The sequence below is a fragment of the Sphingopyxis sp. MG genome (genome assembly GCF_002953155.1).
GTDB classification, from domain to species: Bacteria; Pseudomonadota; Alphaproteobacteria; order Sphingomonadales; family Sphingomonadaceae; genus Sphingopyxis; species Sphingopyxis granuli.
The window spans coordinates 1513124-1533646 of the sequence record NZ_CP026381.1 but is presented as its reverse complement, the minus strand read 5'-3'; the positions used below and the strand labels follow the sequence as shown (position 1 = coordinate 1533646).

Below are 20523 nucleotides of genomic sequence, written 5' to 3'. Positions count from 1 at the left end.
GGGCCTTAGCCGCAGCCCGCGTGCCTGCCAAGCTACTTTCAGGCCGTCCCTGCTGGTCTCAGAATGAAGCTGTCGCGGCGAATTGTCTTGATCAGCAGCAGACGCAGTGGCGGCTTAATTTGCTCTTCCGCGCCGATCCGTACCGCTTCGGGAACGAAGCCGGCCTCGCGGAACAGTGCCATCCACTCTTCATGGGCCCGGAAGCGGACGCCGACGCCGAAGGTATTGGCACGAAAGGCCGGGATGAACCGCGCCGCGAAACCTGCCAGCGCCGATAATATCCGGCTCGCAGTGATCGCATAAATCAGCCGCCCACTAACGGTGCCCAGAAAGGACTGATATATATATTCATTGACGAAAATCGGCGTCTCGTGATCCCGCCAAGCCATGAGAGCCCCCTTCTGCAGGGCCCGTGTCTGCGCTTCGCCGCGCGCGACCAGATGATGCAAAATCAGGTTAAAGCAGACACAGCCTTCATCCCCGATGACTGGGGGATTCAAGGCATCGCCGACTTGCGCGGGCACCCCTCGCTCCGAACATCGCGCGATGGATTCCGGATCCATGTCGATTACGCGCACTGGATTGCCATGTTCGGCGCGGATCCGTTCGGCAAAATAGCCGACCCCTCCCCCGATATCGACGATCACGCCATCAAGCGGCGCAACGAGCGCACTAAAGTCGCGCGCCTGATCCTGCACGAATACGTCATGATAGAATTCGGCAATCTGGTCTTGCGAAAGTTTCTGCTGCGTATCCACGGTCATCGCTGGGAGGCGTCCTTATAGAAAAGGCAGGGTCGCCCCGTAGGGCCTTACATAGAAAAGCTATATCGGGAAAGGAAATGAAAAGCACAGGACATGATAAGCCTCTTCAAACAAGGCGTTTCATTCCCGTTGCGTCGAGAGGCTCCCTCAAACAGCAACTGCCGCTTCACTAAACAGCTGGCGATTAGATTCGACCGCCATATCGATCCGCAACATCCGCTCGCGGTATTTCGCCAGCCGCTCGGCGATGCCCACCGTCTGCATAATTGCGGCTTCAGCCTCAATTGCTGCAACAAAGGCAGCAGGGTCTGACAGCGGCAAATCATATCCCACCCCTTCGCCTTCCAATCCACGCCACGGTGTCTGGTCAGACAGCAACAGACGAAGTCCTGCTTCCAGCGCCTCGGCAATCACATGACCGTAATTTTCACCTAACGTCGGCAGAAAGAACAGGTCGTGAGCCGCCAGCGCGTGAGCAACCTGCGTCGGCTCCAGCGGTCCAGCATCGTTGACCCGAACATGCGACGGCAGCGCATCAATGACGGCAGCACAGCGATCCCAATAAGTCGCATCTTCATGCGGCCCATAGATGGTAAAATCCACCGGCGTGCGGACTCGCTCTAGCACGTTCAGTGCAAACAACAGATTCTTCTTCGGTGAAATTCGTGACAAAAATACAATGCGCAGCGGCAGACCAGGCGCACGGGCGACGCGCTCGATATCCTGTTTCGGCCGAGGCAAATTAGGGATCAGCCGGACATCGGCGCCCCGGATCACACGACTTATATCTTCAACCTCAGGCAGCGCGGTCGCCTGCCAGATCAGATCGCGATGCAGCCCGATTGTGCGAGTCACCGCCATGAACAAGCGCTTCTTTGCCGCCCGGAGTCGCAGCGCGCCTTCGGAGAACTCCCCACGGGGAGCCAACAACACACGCTTGCGCGGCGAAACGCCAAGGTACTGAGCTAGCAAAGGGATGGAAGAGAAATGCGGATCGAAAAAACTGTTGAGGTACAATAGATCATGCGGCGTCTCACGCAGAATACGGGCGATCGAAGAGAATCCGCGCTGGTTAGGGCGCAGATACATCACTTGCGCCTTGCCAATCTGATGCCACACCAAAGGCCGCACGCCCGGATAGGGCAACGCGTCGCCTAAGTCGCGATCAGCCGCGACGATGCGAAAATTGAATTCGCCTCCCAGCCGATCGATGAGATTGGCGATGCTTTGTATCGGTCCCCCACCCTTATAACCGGGAAGATAGGCGGAAACAAAGATCAATATTGATGGCGCATCCATGCTAGAAACCCTATAGTGAAAATGCGAATTGCTATAATCACTATTAATGTGTACTGAATTAATTGCGATTAATATATATAATTACAATAAGATAAAATAGCATAAATTTTACAAATAAACCCATATCCACGACATATGCGAAGATTCATCGATGTGCATTCCTTTTCATAAGGAATGCCGCCGCCGGTTGGCCTATTGCTTAGATACCCACGTGTCCGATGTCGAAGCAGGCTTCTGACGCCACCAGATTGACGGAATAATGAATAAAAACAGATAGAAAGCTAGAAATCCATTGGTCAATCCCGGCATAACGGACGCGATACCACCGCGATTGAGGTTGTGCAGGAAAATGACGGCTACATATATCGAAAGAATTCGATAATAGGGTACTCGCTCACAGATACGAGCAAACATCGCCGCCAAGAAACCACAAAAGAGGCCGTGGACCCAGAAAAAGATCGGTCCGAACAGATAGTAGCTTTCCGCGAGTAAGCCTGTCAGCGAGACATAAAAGCCCGGATCGCCAGGTTGGCGACCAATTACCAGTGTTGAGATTTCATAGTTGACCAGCGCTACGGGTAAACCCTGCCTCAGAAAATCGGGGATCGGAAGTGTCGCAATCCAGGTCAAATAACTCGGCATATTCACGTGCTGGCCACTTTCAATCACTAGCGTGCCGCCCTGTGAAAGAAAGCTAGTCTCTTCGCGCAGAACATTCAGCGCTCCATCGAAAACCCCCGAACCCTGATAATAGCCGCCCATACGAGCAACCGAATATTGTCCGAGTAGATAGAGAATCATGGGCAAACTGATCAGCGCGCCGATCATCAGGAATGGGCGCCACTCCTTTCGCTCCTGCCAGGTGATGAGGCTGATGATCAGCAAATCGGACACCACGGTGCCACGCGCTATATAGGCTACATCGATATATTCCATGTACCTGATGACAAAGATCACGGTGACAAGCAAAAAAAGATTCCGCCGGAAGAAATAGAGTGCGACATAGAAGAATGGCGTAATCAGAATCTCGAAATAGCGAATGATCTTTTCGAACACTGTTTCGTCGATTTCGAAGCGGGCGTTGAACCAGTTCGTGATATCCGGCGCCGGCGGTCGGACGAATTGGTCGAGCTTGAATTCGGGATAGACCAGATTGATAAGCTTGATCACGATGATCGCGGCAATGAAGCTGTACGCAAAGACCCTCGTGCCGATGCGATCGAACAGGCTGACGCTCTTGGTACCGACGATCTCACCCATCCGAGCGAAAACTGTCTTTCCGAGTGCGAATCCCGCCATCATCGCGAGCGAGCCGACGAAATAGGAAACCATCAGATAGGGCGGAACATCGGTATAGGTCGTACCGATACCACTATAGACCAGAAAACCACCGAGCAGTCCGAGTAGGATCAGACGCTGTTCGGTACCAACAGCAATACGAAAAGCAAAAATCGCCAGCAGGATTGTCGCGAAAGCGAGTTCGACCGCCCGGACCAGGTCGATTTCCATATCAGGCCTTCACTCGGCAAAAGGGGGCTGCGATATGGTCCATGCGGGGGGAAGCCATCCTGTCCTTATCCATGTCCAACAAACCGGGTCTGCTGCAGATAACGGCTTTTCGCGTCGTCGTGCAATCGCCGGGCAAGCGCGCTGGAAGCGGTCCAATAGCCGCCGGTTCGCCGTTTTTCTAGTTCAGCCATTGCCCCAGCGAGTTCGCTGCTGTCGCGCAGCACGACCGCCGCCCCCGAAACTGGCGCGAGCACGTCGGCCATTTCCTCGAAATTTTCGGATAGAATCAACGAAACGCTATAGCCGAGGCTCTGAAATAGCTTGTTTGGAAGGGAGTAGCGGAAATTGAGCCTCCGATCCGAAGGTCTAAAGAGCAGCAGATATGGATAACCGCAGACGAAATCGAGATCGTCTGGCGAATATTCGCCAAAGACCTGCACATGACCGGGGAGCAAACGACCGAGTTGCGCCTCGACGCCTTCGCGTCCCTGAAACCGGCCATAGAGGTGAAGTTCCAGCCCGGCAGCACCGATCGCGTCGATCAGGTCCACCGGCAACCGCTCGGGCGTGCCGAAAAAGAGCAGCGCGTTCGCACGTCGGGGTATAGCCTGTAACTCGGCTGCGTTGCGGCGCGGATACATTGCGCTGTGTACAACCGTAGGCGCCGGACAACCATACCAGTCGACGATCGTGCGGCTGAGTCCCGCCGACACGGTCAGCGTCCGAATCCCGCGTATACCGAGAATAATTCGCTCGAGGAGCGCGAGGAAATAATGACGAACTAGACCGTATCGAACCTTCTCAATGGTAGTGAGATAGGGCTCGCCTCCCTCGTGGAGATCGTGGATGTCATACACGAAGATCGCATCACGTCCGCCGAAGAAACGGCGCAGCAAATAGGCGAGGAGCAGCAACGGCAGCGACGATTGGGCGTGAAAGACAAAACAGGCTGGATCATCCGGCCTCGTGGCCTTCATCGCACTCAGGATGCTGCCAAGTGCAAAGGGCATTTCTGGCACGGCGGTTGGGCTGCTGCGGCCGGCTTTGGCCCGGTGAATGAACACCGATTGCCCGTTTTCCCATCCAGACTGAAGCATAACGCGCGACGCACCGGTGCAATCCGTGTTGTAAACATGATAGGTGATCATCGTTCGTCGCTTCACACCGCCGTCAACGCGCTTACGATCTGCCGTCCCGCATCGCCGCCGCCGAACAAGCTGTCGTCGCGGACGATTGGTTCGCCAGTCCGCGCGATCGCTGCAGCGATGCGCTGCGCATCGGCACCGACCAGTTCGTTGACTCCAAGGTCAACGAGTTCGATCCATTCGGTTTCATCGCGCATCGTCACGCAGCGCTTGCCGTGAAAATAGGCTTCCTTCTGCACCCCACCCGAGTCGGTGATGATCGCCGCGCAATGCTCTTCGAGCCAAAGCATTTCGAGATAGCCGACAGGATCGATGATCCGCAGCTTTCCGGGAAGCAGGATACCCAGCGTTTCAAGCTTGCTCCGGGTGCGCGGATGCAGCGGCACGACGATCGGCCGGTCGACGAGCGCCAGCCCTTCAAGTATGCCGCGCATCCGCGCCGGATCGTCGGTATTTTCGGCGCGGTGGATCGTTGCGAGCAAGAAATCTCCCGGCTCCGCCAGCCCTGCTTCCAGTTCCGGCGGGCGTTTAGCGCGCGGCTTGTAGAACAATGTCGCGTCAAACATCACATCGCCGACATTGATGATCCTGTCCGCAGGTATCCCTTCGTTGGCGAGGTTCCGGTCCGATGCCGCCGAGGGAGTCAGAAGCAGCGAGGCGACATGATCGGTCAGAATGCGATTGATTTCTTCCGGCATCCGGCGGTTGAACGAGCGCAGGCCCGCTTCGACATGCGCGACCGGAATATGCAGCTTGGCAGCGGCGAGCGCGCCGGCAAGCGTCGAATTGGTGTCGCCATAGACCAACACCCAGTCGGGCTTTTCATCGATGAGCACCGCCTCGATCGCTTCGAGTTGGCGCCCCGTCATCGCGCCGTGCGGGCCGCTGCCGATGCCCAGATGGTGCTGCGGGCTCGGGATGCTCAATTCCTCGAAGAAGATTGCGGACATGTTGGGATCATAATGCTGGCCAGTGTGGACGATGACCTCGTTGATCCCTCCGGCGTCCGCCAGCGCACGCGACACCACCGCGGCCTTCACGAACTGTGGGCGAGCGCCAACGACCGTTACAATCTTCATCTCGTTCAATTCCTCTGAATTTCGATCTGGACAAAGAGCGTTCAACCCATCGGCGAAACGCGGATCAGGCGCTTCATCCAGCGAAGCGACGCCAACAAAGGGTTCCATGAGGGATAATCCAAATGGACGTCCGGCTTACGCGCGACAACATCCTCGAACTCCGCCTGGTCGACGCCGATCTTCTTGCAGAAATATTCAATGTCGCGATGGACGCTGTCCTCGTCATAATTGGGCTGCTGCAACTGCGCGAGCGCCTGATCGCGGGTGATGGCACCCGACAGTACGATGCTTGACAGATGGGTGCGTCGCTTGTCGATGCCGAATTTGACCGGAAGATAATAGTCTTGGAAGAACTTCGTGAATTCGGATTCGCCATGTTTGCGCGCGTACCGTTTCCAGCCGACCGTCTCGAGCGCAGCGATTGCCTCGTCCTTGTTATAGGGGATGAGATTCAAGGGGCGATAGAATTTGATCCGGTGCAGCAGGGGAATGAGTAGATAAAAATCGAGGAATGATACCGTGCGATATCCCTTCAGCGGGCGATGCCCATAGGCTCTGTGGATAGCGCGCAGGTTGATCCGGTCCATAGCATTATGCTGCCATGGTATCGGTACCGATTCCGTTGCGAAATTATGTCCACTGATAATCGACTTGATCCCGAATTTCTTTGCATAATGGAACAGCGTCGCCATGAAGACATGATCCTGCGGTACGTCTTGATTGGTGACCCCGCTGCGGAAATAAGCGGCCTGCAAATCCTTCATCATCTTCCAGTCGACGACTTCGGTGCAGAGATCGAAGCCGGTATAGTCGAGCACCGCTTGGATGTTCTGCACCGCAAGTTCGGTATTCCATCCCGCATCGACATGGACGACGAGCGGGTTGAGCGCCCACTCTTTTAGCTTCAGTGCTAGATAAGAACTGTCAACTCCACCCGACAGGCCGAAGATACAGTCATATTCATGGCCCTTGCCGCGCGTCTTAATCGTCTCCACCATCTGAGCAAGTCGGCGTCCACCCTCAGCGTTCGGAAACCAAGTGACCGGCGCCTGTTCGTCAAAGGTATGACAATTACTGCAAATACCTTCGTCGTCGAAGATTGTACCAGGCATCGACGAATCCATTACGCATCGGCGACAAATCTGATAGGAAACCACTCAAACTTCTCCGAAAACATGGTCGGCGCTGGTATATTGGATCAGCACCGCACGATGCTTGCCGCGAAAGACGAACATCGCGCCCGCCGCCATCGCCTGCGCGCCGGCAACGCGTGCCGCCCGAAAATCCTCGACGGATCGTGCCCCGCCGCAGGCGATGACCGGGATCGACACGCTGGCGCAAACCCGTTCAATCAGGTCGATATCATAGCCGCAAAGCTCGCCGTCGCGGTCGATCGCGTTGACCATGATCTCGCCGACACCCATATCTTCCATGCGGCGGCACCATTCGATCGGATCGGCGTCAATGCGCCGCTGTCCCCCTGCAACGAAAACGGCGCGCTCGCCCCGGTGCAGGCCGATATCGACCGACCCGATCACCGATGACGCGCCATATTCACGCGTCAACCCTGCAACGAACTCGGGATTATCGTGCGCGCCGGTATTGATGATCACGCGCTCGATGCCCGTCGATAACAGCTTGCCTGCAGTCCCGGCATCGCGAATGCCGCCCCCGTAACTCAGCGGCATGAAGCATTCCGACGCGATCTCGCCCAGATATCCCAAGTCGATGGCCTTAGGCTGTCGCGCGGCGCCGATGTCGAGCAGGATCAGCTCGTCGACTTCCTTTTGGTTGAAGATACGGATCGTGTTCACCGGATCGCCGACATAAGTGCCGTCGCGAAACTTGCGCGTCTTGTAGAGTCCCTCGTCCCGCATCAGCAGCGTCGGGATGATCCGTGGCTGCGCCTCAAACATTGGCGAATCTCCGCATCAGGTGAAGGCCGAATTTGTGGCTCTTTTCGGGGTGGAACTGCGCGCTGTAGATATTGTCGCGCTGCAGCCCGGCAACGAATTCGTGGCCGTAGCTCGAGGTAAAGGCGATGTCCGTTCGGCTGGTCTGGCGCATGTGATAGGAATGGACGAAATAGAATTTCGCCGGGCCATCCCATCCCTGCATCAGGTTCGCCTCGCCGTGCGGAACGACGTGACGCCAGCCGATGTTCGGCACTGGCAGTTTCTGCTCGGTCTCGTCGAAGCGGAAGCGCACGGTTTCGGCATCGAACCAGCCGAGCCCCGGCCGGTCGCCTTCCTCGCTGCCACGCGTCATCAATTGTGCCCCGAGACAGATGCCGAGTATCGGAACCTTGTCTTCGATCGCACGGCGATGCAGCACGTCGGTGAGGCCGCGTCGTTCGAGTTCGCGCACTGCGCTGTCGAAAGCGCCGACGCCGGGCAGGATCAACTTTCCGGCGACCTGCACATCGTCCGGGTTCGACGTGATATGCGAATCATAGCCAAGGAAATGCAGCATGTTGCGGATCGAGCCGAGATTGCCCTGTCCATAATCCACGATGTAGATGGCACTCTTCATGATCTTCTCATTATACCATTGATTTCTTTTGCTTCACGCCGAGGCTGCAACGATAGGATAGATAGAGGTAAGCAAGGTAAAGCAGACTGTAGCCATAGGCGTAGGTCTTGAGGGCCATATCGGCGCTTGCCGCCATGTTCAGCGTGGCGACCGTCATCGCCAGCAAGACGATTTGCCATATCAGGTCGAAATGCTGTTTCCCGACGATATAGAAGGTATAGCTGAGCGGACTGGCGACGAAACGCAGGCTGAACAGCGGCAGCAGCCAGATTGCCATCTCGCCGGCCATCGCCCATTTCGAGCCGAGCAGCAGTACGAAGGCGGTCTTTCCGAACAACAACATCCCGATGCAAAAGGCGAGCGCGCCGAGCGCCAGCGTCCGCAGCGTCTGCAGATATTCCTCGCGGCAATGTCCCTTTTCGCGGAAGCTGACCGAGGCATAGCGCTTGAACACGTCGAGTACCGACCGCCCAAGCAGCGTCACCGGCGCACCGAGCAGCCGGATCGTCATCGCCAGATAGCCCGCATAATCTGCGCCGAACCGGCTCGCGACGATGAGTACGGGCAGCTGCGCCGAGAAGGTGTTGATCGTATCGGCGGGCAGCGCGAACATCGGAAAGCTGCGCTGTTCGCGCCAGAAGGCTCGCAGCTCTGCCCAGCGCGTACCAGCAGGTGGCAACCTCGCTGGAAAAACCCGGCTCGATACCAGCAGCGTCAGCCCTACGCCGAGGGTGAAAGCGCACGCCAAAGCCTCTGCAGACGGGTGAGCGATCCCGGTCCCCACCTGGATTGCAAGGACCAGCGCCGCCTGTACGATCCGCAAGATCGACAGCCAGCGGTATGATCCCTCAGCCGCCGCATAGGATTCCCAGCTTTGCGACAGGGCATAGGCAATCGCTGCCGGGACCAGCGTCGCCATGAGCAGCGGGGGCATCCCGAGGAGCGCCGGTGCCGCCGCAGCCAGCACCGCGACGATCAGCATCGCGGCCATGCCGAAGAGGCCGACCGTCGCAAGCGTCACGAAGAAGGCGGTTTCGCGCGCTTCCCCGTCGTCGACGACGGCAAGGCTCGACTCGAAACGCCCCGTCAGCGCGACCGCGAGCACGGTCACGATCGCGAGCCAGGCCGCGAAGGTTCCGAAATGCGCCGGCGCATAAAGCCGCGCCATGATCAGCGTCCCGACAAGCGGGATCGCCTGCGCAACGACGGTGCCGCTCAGGACCGAGGCGGTATTTCTCCAGAAAGTCGCGGCATCGCTGCGCATGGGGTGATCCGACGAGGTTCGCGTCAGACGACGGCGTTTTCGGCGGCGTGCATTGCACCCGCGAGCACTTCGACCACACGCGCCTGCTGCCCGGCTTCGAGATAGGGGTGCATGGGCAGGCTGAGCACTTCCTCGGCCGCACGATCGCCCACGGGCAGGACCGCTTCCGGATCGGCGACCGCCGGTTGGCGGTTGAGCGGGGCGGGATAGTGGACGACGCTCGGAATCCCCGCGTCGGCGAACGCCTTCTGCACCGCTGCGCGGTTGGGCAGGCGCACCGTATATTGCGCCCACGCGCTGCGGTTGCCCTGCACGACCATCGGACCGCAATCGAGCCCTGCTTCGGCAAGCAGCGCGTCATAACGATCGGCAACCGCCTGGCGCAGTTCCAGTTCCTCGGGAAAGATCGTCATCTTGGCGAGCAACACCGCCGCCTGAATGCTGTCGAGCCGGCTGTTCATGCCGATGCAGACGTGGTTGTAGCGTCCTTCCTGTCCGTGGCGCGCGATCCGGCGGAGACTCTTTGCGAGTTCATCATCGGTCGTGAACATCGCGCCGCCGTCCCCATAGCAACCGAGCGGCTTCGACGGAAAAAAGCTCGTGCAGGCGATCGTCGTCAGACTGGCCGACTTGCGCCCTTTGTAGGTGCCGCCATAGCTTTGCGCGGCATCCTCGATCACCGTGATACCGTGCCGGGCGGCCACGGCGTTGATCGCGTCGAAATCGGCGCATTGGCCATAGAGCGACACCGCGATGATCGCCCGCGTGCGCGGCGTGATCGCCGCTTCGATCAGTGCGGGATCAAGGTTGTAGGTGACTGGATCGATATCGACATAGACGGGCCGCGCTCCGAGTACTGCTGCGGCCTCGGCGGTCGCAATATATGTGAAGCCCGGCGTGATGACCTCGTCACCGGGACCGGCGCCGAGCGCCATCAGCGCGATCTGCAGCGCATCGGTGCCGTTCGCGCACGAAATGCAATGCGGCGCGCCCGCGAATTCGGCAAGTTGCGCCTCGAGTTCCTCGACCTCGGGGCCAAGGATATATTTGCCATGCTCGAGAACGCGGGCGATCCCCGAATCCACCAGCGGACGAATGCGCGCCAGTTGCGCGCCCAGATCGACAAACTGCATCGTCATTCCTCTCCGCGGCGCACGGCGCCGTCCTTCAAGCGATAGGTTGCTCCGCTGCGCGGACAAACGGCTTTGCCCTCGCCCGTCAACGGCAGCGGTAAACGCTCGCCATATTCGCTCATCCACCCGATCTGCCGCGCCGGCACGCCGACCATCAGCGCATAGTCGGGGACATCGTGATTGATCACCGCGCCCGCGCCGACGAAGGCATAGGCACCGATGGTGGCGCCGCAAACGATCGTACAATTGGCGCCCAGCGTCGCCCCCCGGCGGACGAGCGTATCGCGATATTCGCTCTTGCGCTCGACCTCCGCGCGCGGGTTGTAGACATTGGTGAAGACCATGCTCGGCCCGCAGAAGACGCCATCCTCGATCGTGACATTGTCATAGACCGACACATTATTCTGTATCTTGCAGTCGTCCCCGATCGTCACCCTGTTGCCGACGAAGACATTCTGTCCCAGCGACACGCGCGCACCGATGCGGGCGCCGCCGCAGACATGAACGAAATGCCAGACACGGCTGCCGTCGCCGATGACGGCGCCCTCGTCGACGATAGCGCTCGGATGGATCTGCACACTCATGACCGGAGTACTTCAGCGGCGGTCGAGAAACGGGTGGCGTTCGCCGATCGAGGGAGTCGGCTGCGCGCTGCGGATCGTCGCGACCGATTCCATCGCGACGCGGTTTTCCTCGACGCCGAAACCGTTGCCCGCGAGAATTTCCTCATAGCTGCGGGTGTGCAGGTCCGTGAAGCCGCCCGAAAACTCGATTTCCTCGCCGTCGATCGTGATCGAACGATAGGTGCGCTGCCCGTTGGTACGGAGCTCGGCGGGCACGTCGTCGATGTCGATCGACAGGAACCAGCGCACGCGGGCATGCTCATATTCCAGATAGCCCGCCTGCTTCGTCGGCTCCGAATGGTGCACGACATTCTGCTGCAACTCGCCGAACAGGAAGTGCAGCATGTCGAAGAAATGGACGCCGATATTCGTCGCGACGCCGCCCGAACGCTGCTCATCGCCTTTCCAGCTCTGCAAATACCAGTGGCCGCGCGACGTGATGTAGGTCAGGTCGACCTCATGCTTGCGGTCCGAATTTTCGGCGGCGATCTTGTTTTTCAGCGCGATGATCGACGGGTGAAGGCGAAGCTGAAGGATCGTGCTGATCCGGCATCCCGTGTCCTTTTCGATTTCGAGCAGCCCGTCGATATTCCACGGATTCAGCACCACCGGCTTCTCGCAGATCGCATGGCTGCCCGAGCGTAGCGCGAAGCGGATGTGCGAATCATGAAGATAGTTAGGCGAACAGATCGAGGTATAATGAACGACATCGTCAGACTTACGGCGCCGCAGTTTGTCGATGTGCCGGTCGAAGCGTTCGAACTCGGTGAAGAAGTGCGCCTCGGGAAAATAGCTATCGATAATCCCCACCGAGTCATTGACGTCGAGCGCGGCGACCAAGCGGTTGCCCGTGTCGCGAATGGCCTGCATGTGGCGGGGGGCGATATATCCGCCGACACCGATGATCGCAAAATTTTTCATGTTATCTCGTCCATTTGAGTAAATTACAGCCGCATGTCGGACTGATCCGACCGAAATACAGATTTGAGGTCATAGAAGATATGATTGGGCTTGCCGAAAGTGCGCGCCCAGCCACTACCGCGCTCGCGGAAATGCTCGTGCGCGACAGCGAGAATAATTCCGTCATAATTGCCCGCTTCGGGCTCTTCAATCGGGTGGCACCCAAGCTCAGTCATCGCCTCGCCTGCATGGACCCAAGGATCATACACATCGACGACCGCACCGAACTCGCGCAGTTCGTCGATCACGTCAATAACCCGCGTATTGCGAAGATCGGGGCAATTTTCTTTAAAGGTCAACCCGAGCACCAGGATGCGCGCACCGTTCACATGGATGCGTCGCTTTAGCAGCGCCTTCACCATTTGTTCGGCAACATATTTGCCCATCGCGTCGTTAAGGCGCCTACCCGCGAGAATGATCTCGGGCAGATGGCCGACCATCTCCGCCTTGTGCGTCAAATAATAAGGATCGACGCCGATGCAATGGCCTCCGACAAGACCGGGGCGAAATGGCAGAAAGTTCCATTTGGTTCCCGCCGCAGCGAGCACATCCTCGGTATCGATCCCCATGCGGTTGAAGATGATCGCCAGTTCGTTGACTAGCCCGATATTCAAATCGCGCTGTGTATTCTCAATCACCTTCGCAGCTTCGGCCACACGGATCGATGCGGCCCTATGCGTCCCGGCACGGATGATCCGCCGATAAACTGCATCGACCAATTCGGACGCCTCCAGCGTCGATCCCGAGGTGATCTTGTGGATGTCGGGAAGCCGATGAACCTTGTCACCCGGATTGATCCGCTCCGGGCTGTAGCCGACGAAGAAATCATGATTGAATATCAGGCCCGACGTCCTTTCAAGCACCGGAACGCAATCCTCCTCGGTCGCACCCGGATAGACAGTCGATTCATAAACGACGATATCGCCGACCTTCAGCACTTTGCCCACCGTTTCGGACGCACGGACAAGCGCAGTCAGATCAGGGCGCTTCGACCTGTCGATCGGTGTCGGGACCGTGATGATATAGAAATTTGCGGCGCGCAGCACTTCCAGATCGTCGGTAAAGCTCAGTGCGGTCGCGGCGGCAAGTTCCCCGGGCTCGACCTCCAGCGTCTCGTCCCGGCCTTCGCGCAGCGCGGCGATACGCGTGGCGCTTATGTCAAAGCCAGTTACCTCGCCTAGCTTGGCAAATTCCACCGCCAGCGGCAGACCGACATAGCCCAGCCCAATCACAGCGATCCGCGCTTCGGAAGCGTCGTACATCATGCCGCACCCATTTGATTTTCCCATATGCCTCGCATGCAAATAGTGATTTTTGCTGGCTTCTGCCGCGACAGGAATTCGCAGTGATCGACCAGCAGGATATGAATGTCCGTGTCAGCGACTGCATCGAACTGCTGCAATTCGCCCTGCCCCATAGCGGAGGGCAGCTTCGTGAAATTGGACTCGACGATCCGCACCAGCCCTGGATGGCTCGCGACAAGGTCGCGCGTGGTTTCGAGCGCGGGACTTTCGCGCAGATCGTCGACGTCGGACTTGAACGCCAAGCCACATATGTAGAGCGCACATACCACGGACGCCATCTCGATGGCTTCAGGCCGCGTTCCGAAGGCGGTTAGAACCCGCAATCGCCTAGCCACGCACCGAGCCGCTCTGCTCATTTGCAGACCGGCTATCCCGAAACTGGCAATGGCCTCGCTCATTGCCCAAGGCCATCTGATCCTTGGGCAATATCCCAAAATTCGCTCTGCAATTGGTCAAGTTCGTCCTTGATCGCATTATACTCGGCGAGCTTTCGCTCGATGAAGCGGACCGCCAAGCTGGCGCGATGCGAGATTCCCTCCGGCGTCAGCACATACACATAACCTAACTTGTTCTTTGACGCGCGAAAATTGGCGACCTTGATATGCCCTTTGTCGATCAGCGCACGCATGCAGAAGTTGACCGCACCGACGCTGACCCCGAGCGCATCGGCGATTTCCCGCTGCGATGCCTCGGGGCGCCTTTCGATAAGGCGAAGCACACGGAAACGGACATCCTCCCTGCGTATCGCAATCCTGTAATCAGTCATCATTAGGGTATCCGCCAACGCCATCCACATCGGGCCGACAGAGTCGGTCGCCGTGTCACAGCCTCGTTCACGCGTGAACGCGTAATCGATCCTCGCCTGTTTGCAAGAACTTATCAGGGCAGAAAACAACGCGGGGATCGATTTGCGATCGATCGCAACCACCGCCAGCACAATGGACGATCTTAGCCCACCCCGGTCGGGATCCTATTTTGCGCCCGAACCGCGAATGACCACGACCCCCGTTTTGAAGAGGATCAGAAGATCGAGCCACATCGAGAAATTCTTGATATAATAGAAGTCGAAGCGCAACTTGTCATGAACCTCGCTAATCCCCGAGACATGCCCTTGGTTCACCTGAGCCCAGCCGGTAATTCCGGGCCGCACAATGTGGCGATAGAGGTAGAAAGGAATTTCGCGCTCATACCATTCGGACAGCGGCTGCGCTTCCGGCCGTGGGCCGATCCAGCTCATCTCGCCGCGCAGAATGTTGAATATCTGCGGCAACTCGTCGATGCGCGTCTTCCGCAGGAAGCGCCCCACCTTGGTGATGCGGACGTCGTCGTCCTGGGTAATCGCTGCGTGGAGTTGGTCCGCCGCGCCATGCATCGGCGTCGCGACGCACATCGTGCGGAATTTCAGTACGCTGAACACTTTGCCGCGATACCCGATGCGGTCCTGGCGAAAGAAAACAGGCCCGGGAGAATCGAGGCGGATGATCATCGCCGTGATGACAAACGGCACGATTAGTACCGGAATCATGATCAGGCTGAACAGGATATCGACTGCCCGTTTTGCCTTTGCATAGGAATTGCTAGGTAGCAGCGAGCCGAGACTGTTTTCCGCAAGATGCTCGATGCGAACCTTGCCCGTCTGCGCTTCCCACACCTGTTTGTAATGATACACACCGAGCCCGTTCAGCGCCGCCGTCGCAAAGACGCGTTCCCACTCGGGCGCATGATCATAATGCAGGTCGGCAACGATGACCGCGTCGGGCTCAATCGGTAGCGCCGGGACATGAAGCGTCATTGATGCCAGCCCGACGTCGGACCGCAGCCGGTCGATATCGCCACCCGGCACCAGATAGTATCGACTGGGATCACTACGCTCGAGCGCGCTGATTGCAAAACGGACGCCAAGCGCGGTCAGGAAAGTGAGCGTCAGCAACGTACCGCTATAGGGCTCTCGCGCGAGTAGGATCGCGGCGGCAGCAATACTGTAACAGGCAGCAAAAGCCGGAAAAACATAGCTGGCGGCAATCGTGCCGGGGAATGCCCCGAACTTGCGGACCGCCACCACACCACTGAGCGTCGCGACGGCCGCAACCATAATAGAGTTGAGCGCAGAAGGATTTCTGAAAACGAAATCGACGTTACCCTGAAAATAGGTGAAGATCGGAATCGCTACCCCGAACAAAAGGCAAAGGACCGCCTGGACGCGAAGCGAGCCGAAGAACAGCGGTACTCGACTGGTACGGTTAGCTTTCTCTAATTGCGTCATCTGCATCGTACAACCCGTTTCGGCTGGGAAGCGCTTCCGATCAGGCTGAAGTCCCGTCATTCCAAGGCCTTCGCGACATTTCACTAACGTAGCAAAAGATACCGAGCCACATATGTCATACCCTGCGATAATCCTTATACCAAGCGACAAAGCTTGCGACGCCATCGCGCACATCTGTCCTGGGACGATAGCCAGTAAGCCGATGCAGCAGATCGGCATTCGCCCAAGTAGCGACGACATCCCCTTTCTGCATCGACATCAGGTTACGCCGCGCCGGCATTCCGGTTGCCGCCTCTATCGCTGCAACAAAATCGAGCAACCGCACTCTGCCGTTGTTGCCGATGTTGACGACGCGAAATGGCGCGACGTTCGACAGACTGTCTCCGGGCTCAATGTCAGCAGCACTTGCCGGCCGCTCGGGCACCGCGTCGATCAGGAGTCTGATCGCCTCGACCAGGTCGTCGATGTAAGTGAAATCGCGGTAGAGGTGGCCGTTGTTATAGAGATCGATCGGTCGGCCATCGAGAACGGCGTCGACAAATTTGTAGATCGCCATATCAGGGCGTCCCCATGGACCATAAACCGTGAAGAAGCGGAACATGGTCGTGGGCAAATCCCATAGATGAGCATAGGCGTGGCCCATCGCCTCGGTTGCCTTCTTAGTCGCAGCATAAATGGTGAGCGGAGTATCAGCTTTGTCGGTTTCGGCAAAGGGCATCTCTTCATTGCCGCCATAGACTGACGAGGTCGATGCCATCAACAGATGCTGGACTGCATGCCGCTTCGCCGCCTCCATGACGTGAAATGTTCCGACGACATTGGCTTCCAGATAGGCCTTGGGTTGCTCGAGCGAATAACGCACCCCCGCCTGAGCCGCAAGGTGGACGATTACGTCGGGCTCGAAAGCATCTACCACCGCGTCGAGCGCCCGCTGGTCCTCCAGCATCGCCTCAACCGCGCGAAAATGCGAATTCTGCAATAACATCTGATGCCGCTGCCGTTTCAGCACGACATCATAATAATCGGTTATGCCGTCATAGCCGAGCACCGCGAAACCCTCCTCAAGTAGTCGCCGTGCGAGATGAAAACCGATAAAACCCGCGGTTCCGGTCACGAAAATCTTGCGTTGCACTGGAAAGCTCCTGGACTGCTTGCCGAACGCCATCAAGGCCTCCGAGACGAATCCTGCACGGCGCCCCCCCCCGCCGACACTAGCGACAGGTTACGCAGAATGGCGTCGATACCGGCAGAATCATCGGCCACGGCCACCTGAATCGATATCCAGCGCCACATACAGTCATCGGCCGGAATCTGAACCTGGGCGACGCGCTTGCCAGCCACGAGCGGAATCGTCGTTCCGGTAAGCGGGGCGCTCTTAGGCTCGGCGCACTGTATCCGCGTGATCAACGCGCCGGGCGCAAACGGCGCGGTGCTCGACTGGGTCCAGCCAAAACTATAATGTCCGCTCGGCAGGCGAATGAGTTGCCGCGCTGCTATGCCCCGCGCACCACCGATCGCTGATATCGCAAGTGTCTTTTCCTTGGGAGAGATCGACGCACCAAGATTTCCAAGCGCCGTGAGTTCCCAGTCGAGCGGCGGAAGCTGCGGAAGGCGAGAGAAATTTCCGTTGATGAGAAGGCTACCGCCCGCGCGCCCCTCTGCGACACTCTGCCCCAGCGCAACACCGAGCCGACGCGCTGTATCGAACTCACCGATCTCGGCAAGCTTCAACGCCAAATCGCGATCCGTCGTCTTAATCGCAGTCTGCTCCCAAGGTTTCCCTGCGATTCCGATCCGCACCCGAGCCGCATTGACGAGGCTCGCGGGACGCCGAACCACCTGCAACCAATACGTTTCTTCCCAGGGCGGCGTCTGACCGATGACAGGCACCAATGCTTCGACCGAGTCCTCACGGGCTGTGGCATCGGCCATGGCACCGACATAGAGCGTGCGCCGCTCGTCGTTGGTCGTTATCAACCGTGACAGCCAGGTAAAGAATTTGCGGCTGTCGTCGTTGAGCGACGCGACTTCAAGTATCTGCATTGCGACCAGCGAGTTGCGGCGCGATAGGCGACCTGCAAGGTCGAGGAGGGCTTCGCGCTGCCTCGCTTCAGCCGGTCGCCGCATCGAGGCGGCGATGATTCCGACGGCCGTCGGCGACAACGGCTCATTGCGATAAGCATCGCGTGCCATCCCCCGCTCCGCGGCCGTAACCGCCGCCTTCGGATTCCTGGTAACGCGAGCCGAATAAGCGGCGACTGCCAGATTGGCCTTCGCACTGCCCTGCGGTCCGAAACCCAACGCGATCGAGATCGCTGGATTTTTCGACTGATTGGCGATGACCAGACTGGATAGCCCGACGGCTACTGCCAGAACCGTCGTCGCCAGCCAGCCCGTTATGCGAACAATATTCATCTGCGCTTCCCGAACTCACGCTCTCCGAAAGCTATCAATTCTTGTCTTTGCCGGTATCGCCATAACTGAAGCCATAGCCATAGCCATAGCCATAACCGTAGGCTTGGTTCTTCGCGCCAACCTTGGTAACGATCGCTCCGAACAGCTTGGCGCCCGACATGCGAAGCCGCGCCAGCGAGGTCGCGATCGTACGCTTCTTGGTCGAATTCGCCTCTATAGTGAACAGAACGCCCTCCACCCTGCGTGCGATCAGCGGCGCGTCTGCGAGACCAAGGAGCGGCGGTGAGTCGATAAGGACATGGTCGAACCTGCCCAGCAAAGTTTCAAGAAGCAGATCGAACCGATCGCCGCCCAGGAGTTCCGCCGCGTTCGGCGGCGTCTTTCCCGCGGTGAGGATCGAGAAGCCATAGGTCGGAAGTTTTGAGATCATGCTGTCGATATCATCATCGCCTGACAGATAATGACTAAGGCCACGGTCGTTAGGGATGTCCAGATAGCGGTTCAACGACGGGTTGCGAACGTCGGCATCCACCATGACAACCGACTTGCCGGTCGCAGCGAGCACGGTTGCCAAACACAGCGAGGAGTTGCTCTTGCCTTCCTTCGGCCGCGACGAGGTCAGCATGATCGTCCGCGGCGCCCCGTGGGTCGTCAAAAACGTCAGATTCGTCATAAGCGAGAGATAAGCTTCATAAATCATCGACTTCTTGTCTGTGATCGCTTCGGCCAACGGCTGATCGAAGATTTCCGGAATGGTTCCGAGCAGTGGCAGGCCGAACTGTGTCGTGACGTCCTGTGGATCGCGGATCGAACTATCCAGCTTCTCGAGAATGAAGACGGTCGCCGCAGCGAGACCAAACCCTGCAAGGAGGGCCAGCGCGACGTTGAAGATCAGGCTGGGACTCGATGGCTTGTCGGGCACCTTGGCACGATCAACAACCGATATGTTATTGGTGCCGACACCTGCAACGCCGATTTCCTTATAGCGTTGCAACAGTCCTTCATAGAGCTGGCGGTTCGAATCGACCTCGCGCTGCAGAATTGCCATCTGGATCGATTCCCGCTGCTGCGCATTATATTTGTCGGTTAGGGTCTGAAGTGCCGCCTGTAGGTCACGCTCGCGCTTGACTGCGGCATTATATGCTTGACGATTACCCTGCGACGAACGTGACGTCTCCGCTGCGATGCTCCGATCGAGCGTGGCGACAAGCGCACGAGCGGAAACCACAGCAGGATAGTCATTTTCAAAGGTCGTGCGAAGACGCGCCAATTCGGCCTCGGCTTCGGCGCGCTTTTGACGAAGATTGCCGATAGTCAGGGCATTGAGCTGCGCGGCGCCGGTCAGCGTATTCGAGAGGTCGGCTTCGGCCGCGATCCGCAGCTGCCGCGCCTCGGTCAGGGCTTTTCCGATCTGCGCAATGTCCGACGCAATCAACGTCTGCGATTGTGTCTTGCCGTTAACGTCGGTCTGCGACGTGATTGTCACAATGCCCTTTTCGGTGGCGTAGCTGATCAACGCGCGTTCCGACGCTTCCAAATTTTGACGCAGAGTATCAAGACGCGTCTCAAGATACCGGCGCGCGTCCGAAGTCGCAGCAAAGCGGCGATCGATCGTAGCCTGCAGAAACTGTGATACCCACAGGTCGGCGATTTTAGCCGAGAGCTTTGGGGAAGGAGTCGAAATGCTGATATCGACCAAGCTGGACGTACGCAACGGCGTCACCGTCAACTGATCGAGCAAAGCCTCTACGGCCTCGTTGGTCAGATTGCCTCGCTCGGCGCTCGACATCCCCACTTCGGGATTGTCAAGATTGAAGGCCGCGATAAAGTCCTTGTCAGCAGTCAGATTGCCGGCACGAACGACGCGTTCGGCCAGCGAACGCGATTTCAGCAACGAATATTGCGTATTATAAAACGAAAGCTCATTGATTAGCGCCCTGTCGCGCTGTCCTTCAACCGAGGTGGCGACTGGTGAATCCGGGAGGATTTCGATGCGTGCGGTCGATGTATATTTTGGTGTGGCAAGAAAAGTCACAAGCAGACCGAGCAAAAGACAGCCGGCAATCGCTCCGATCACCCAGTTGCGGTGATTCAGGATGGCGGTCAGGACTTGCTCGACCATGGGCAGTGACGACCGCTTGCCTTCGTCGTCGATATAATAGCCCGGAGGGGGATCGACGGGAACCAGCATCGTACCGCTGTTGGAAATATCGCTCATCGGAAGGTCGGTCTC

General features: G+C 58.1%; 19 protein-coding genes. All 19 read right to left on the bottom strand.

Features of this window, described 5'->3' with window-relative positions; translation table 11 throughout:
• Nucleotides 1-38: 38 nt before the first annotated feature.
• Nucleotides 39-764 carry a class I SAM-dependent methyltransferase gene (locus tag C3E99_RS19695; protein ID WP_158682188.1) on the bottom strand — a complete coding sequence of 242 codons (726 nt, stop codon included), beginning with the start codon at nt 762-764 and terminating at the stop codon, nt 39-41.
• 147 nt (nt 765-911) lie between these two features.
• Nucleotides 912-2063 (bottom strand): glycosyltransferase, encoded by a 1152-nt coding sequence (locus C3E99_RS07060; RefSeq protein ID WP_104959610.1) that lies wholly within the window; start codon nt 2061-2063, stop codon nt 912-914.
• A gap of 192 nt (nt 2064-2255) precedes the next feature.
• Nucleotides 2256-3572, bottom strand: a complete 1317-nt coding sequence (locus tag C3E99_RS07055) for a hypothetical protein (protein ID WP_104959609.1) — start codon at nt 3570-3572, stop codon at nt 2256-2258.
• Between the two features lie 65 nt (nt 3573-3637).
• Nucleotides 3638-4720 (bottom strand): hypothetical protein, encoded by a 1083-nt coding sequence (locus C3E99_RS07050; RefSeq protein WP_158682187.1) that lies wholly within the window; start codon nt 4718-4720, stop codon nt 3638-3640.
• Nucleotides 4721-4731: 11 nt separating this feature from the next.
• Nucleotides 4732-5904 carry a non-hydrolyzing UDP-N-acetylglucosamine 2-epimerase gene (wecB, locus tag C3E99_RS07045; RefSeq protein WP_234002632.1) on the bottom strand — a complete coding sequence of 391 codons (1173 nt, stop codon included), beginning with the start codon at nt 5902-5904 and terminating at the stop codon, nt 4732-4734.
• Nucleotides 5838-6953 (bottom strand): N-acetyl sugar amidotransferase, encoded by a 1116-nt coding sequence (locus C3E99_RS07040; RefSeq protein ID WP_267894971.1) that lies wholly within the window; start codon nt 6951-6953, stop codon nt 5838-5840. The genes wecB and C3E99_RS07040 overlap by 67 nt, the downstream gene beginning before the upstream one ends.
• On the bottom strand, nt 6954-7712 hold the full coding sequence (locus tag C3E99_RS07035) for a HisA/HisF-related TIM barrel protein (protein WP_104959606.1): 759 nt from the start codon (nt 7710-7712) through the stop codon (nt 6954-6956).
• Nucleotides 7705-8328 carry an imidazole glycerol phosphate synthase subunit HisH gene (gene hisH, locus C3E99_RS07030; RefSeq protein ID WP_104959605.1) on the bottom strand — a complete coding sequence of 208 codons (624 nt, stop codon included), beginning with the start codon at nt 8326-8328 and terminating at the stop codon, nt 7705-7707. Before hisH ends, C3E99_RS07035 begins: the two co-directional genes overlap by 8 nt.
• 10 nt (nt 8329-8338) lie before the next feature.
• Complete coding sequence (locus C3E99_RS07025; protein ID WP_104959604.1) at nt 8339-9592, bottom strand: lipopolysaccharide biosynthesis protein; 1254 nt, start codon at nt 9590-9592, stop codon at nt 8339-8341.
• Nucleotides 9593-9615: 23 nt separating this feature from the next.
• The gene (locus C3E99_RS07020; protein WP_104960336.1) at nt 9616-10725 is read right to left on the bottom strand and encodes a DegT/DnrJ/EryC1/StrS family aminotransferase; all 1110 of its coding nucleotides are present in this window, start codon (nt 10723-10725) and stop codon (nt 9616-9618) included.
• A gap of 2 nt (nt 10726-10727) precedes the next feature.
• Entirely contained in the window at nt 10728-11309 is a 582-nt protein-coding gene (locus C3E99_RS07015) for an acyltransferase (RefSeq protein ID WP_104959603.1), read from the bottom strand.
• A gap of 12 nt (nt 11310-11321) precedes the next feature.
• Entirely contained in the window at nt 11322-12269 is a 948-nt protein-coding gene (locus C3E99_RS07010) for a Gfo/Idh/MocA family protein (RefSeq protein ID WP_104959602.1), read from the bottom strand.
• A gap of 23 nt (nt 12270-12292) precedes the next feature.
• On the bottom strand, nt 12293-13573 hold the full coding sequence (gene tviB / locus C3E99_RS07005) for a Vi polysaccharide biosynthesis UDP-N-acetylglucosamine C-6 dehydrogenase TviB (RefSeq protein WP_104959601.1): 1281 nt from the start codon (nt 13571-13573) through the stop codon (nt 12293-12295).
• The gene (locus C3E99_RS07000) at nt 13570-14010 is read right to left on the bottom strand and encodes a UDP binding domain-containing protein (RefSeq protein ID WP_104959600.1); all 441 of its coding nucleotides are present in this window, start codon (nt 14008-14010) and stop codon (nt 13570-13572) included. Before C3E99_RS07000 ends, tviB begins: the two co-directional genes overlap by 4 nt.
• Nucleotides 14007-14549, bottom strand: coding sequence for a MarR family EPS-associated transcriptional regulator (locus C3E99_RS06995; RefSeq protein WP_234002631.1), 543 nt, complete (start codon nt 14547-14549; stop codon nt 14007-14009). Before C3E99_RS06995 ends, C3E99_RS07000 begins: the two co-directional genes overlap by 4 nt.
• 33 nt (nt 14550-14582) lie before the next feature.
• The gene (locus C3E99_RS06990) at nt 14583-15881 is read right to left on the bottom strand and encodes an exopolysaccharide biosynthesis polyprenyl glycosylphosphotransferase (protein ID WP_158682185.1); all 1299 of its coding nucleotides are present in this window, start codon (nt 15879-15881) and stop codon (nt 14583-14585) included.
• A gap of 109 nt (nt 15882-15990) precedes the next feature.
• Nucleotides 15991-17040 (bottom strand): SDR family NAD(P)-dependent oxidoreductase, encoded by a 1050-nt coding sequence (locus tag C3E99_RS06985; RefSeq protein WP_104959598.1) that lies wholly within the window; start codon nt 17038-17040, stop codon nt 15991-15993.
• A complete protein-coding gene (locus tag C3E99_RS06980; protein WP_104959597.1) occupies nt 17040-18290 on the bottom strand; it encodes a hypothetical protein in 1251 nt (416 codons plus the stop codon). The genes C3E99_RS06985 and C3E99_RS06980 overlap by 1 nt, the downstream gene beginning before the upstream one ends.
• A gap of 34 nt (nt 18291-18324) precedes the next feature.
• A complete protein-coding gene (locus C3E99_RS06975; RefSeq protein ID WP_104959596.1) occupies nt 18325-20508 on the bottom strand; it encodes a GumC family protein in 2184 nt (727 codons plus the stop codon).
• Nucleotides 20509-20523: the final 15 nt, after the last annotated feature.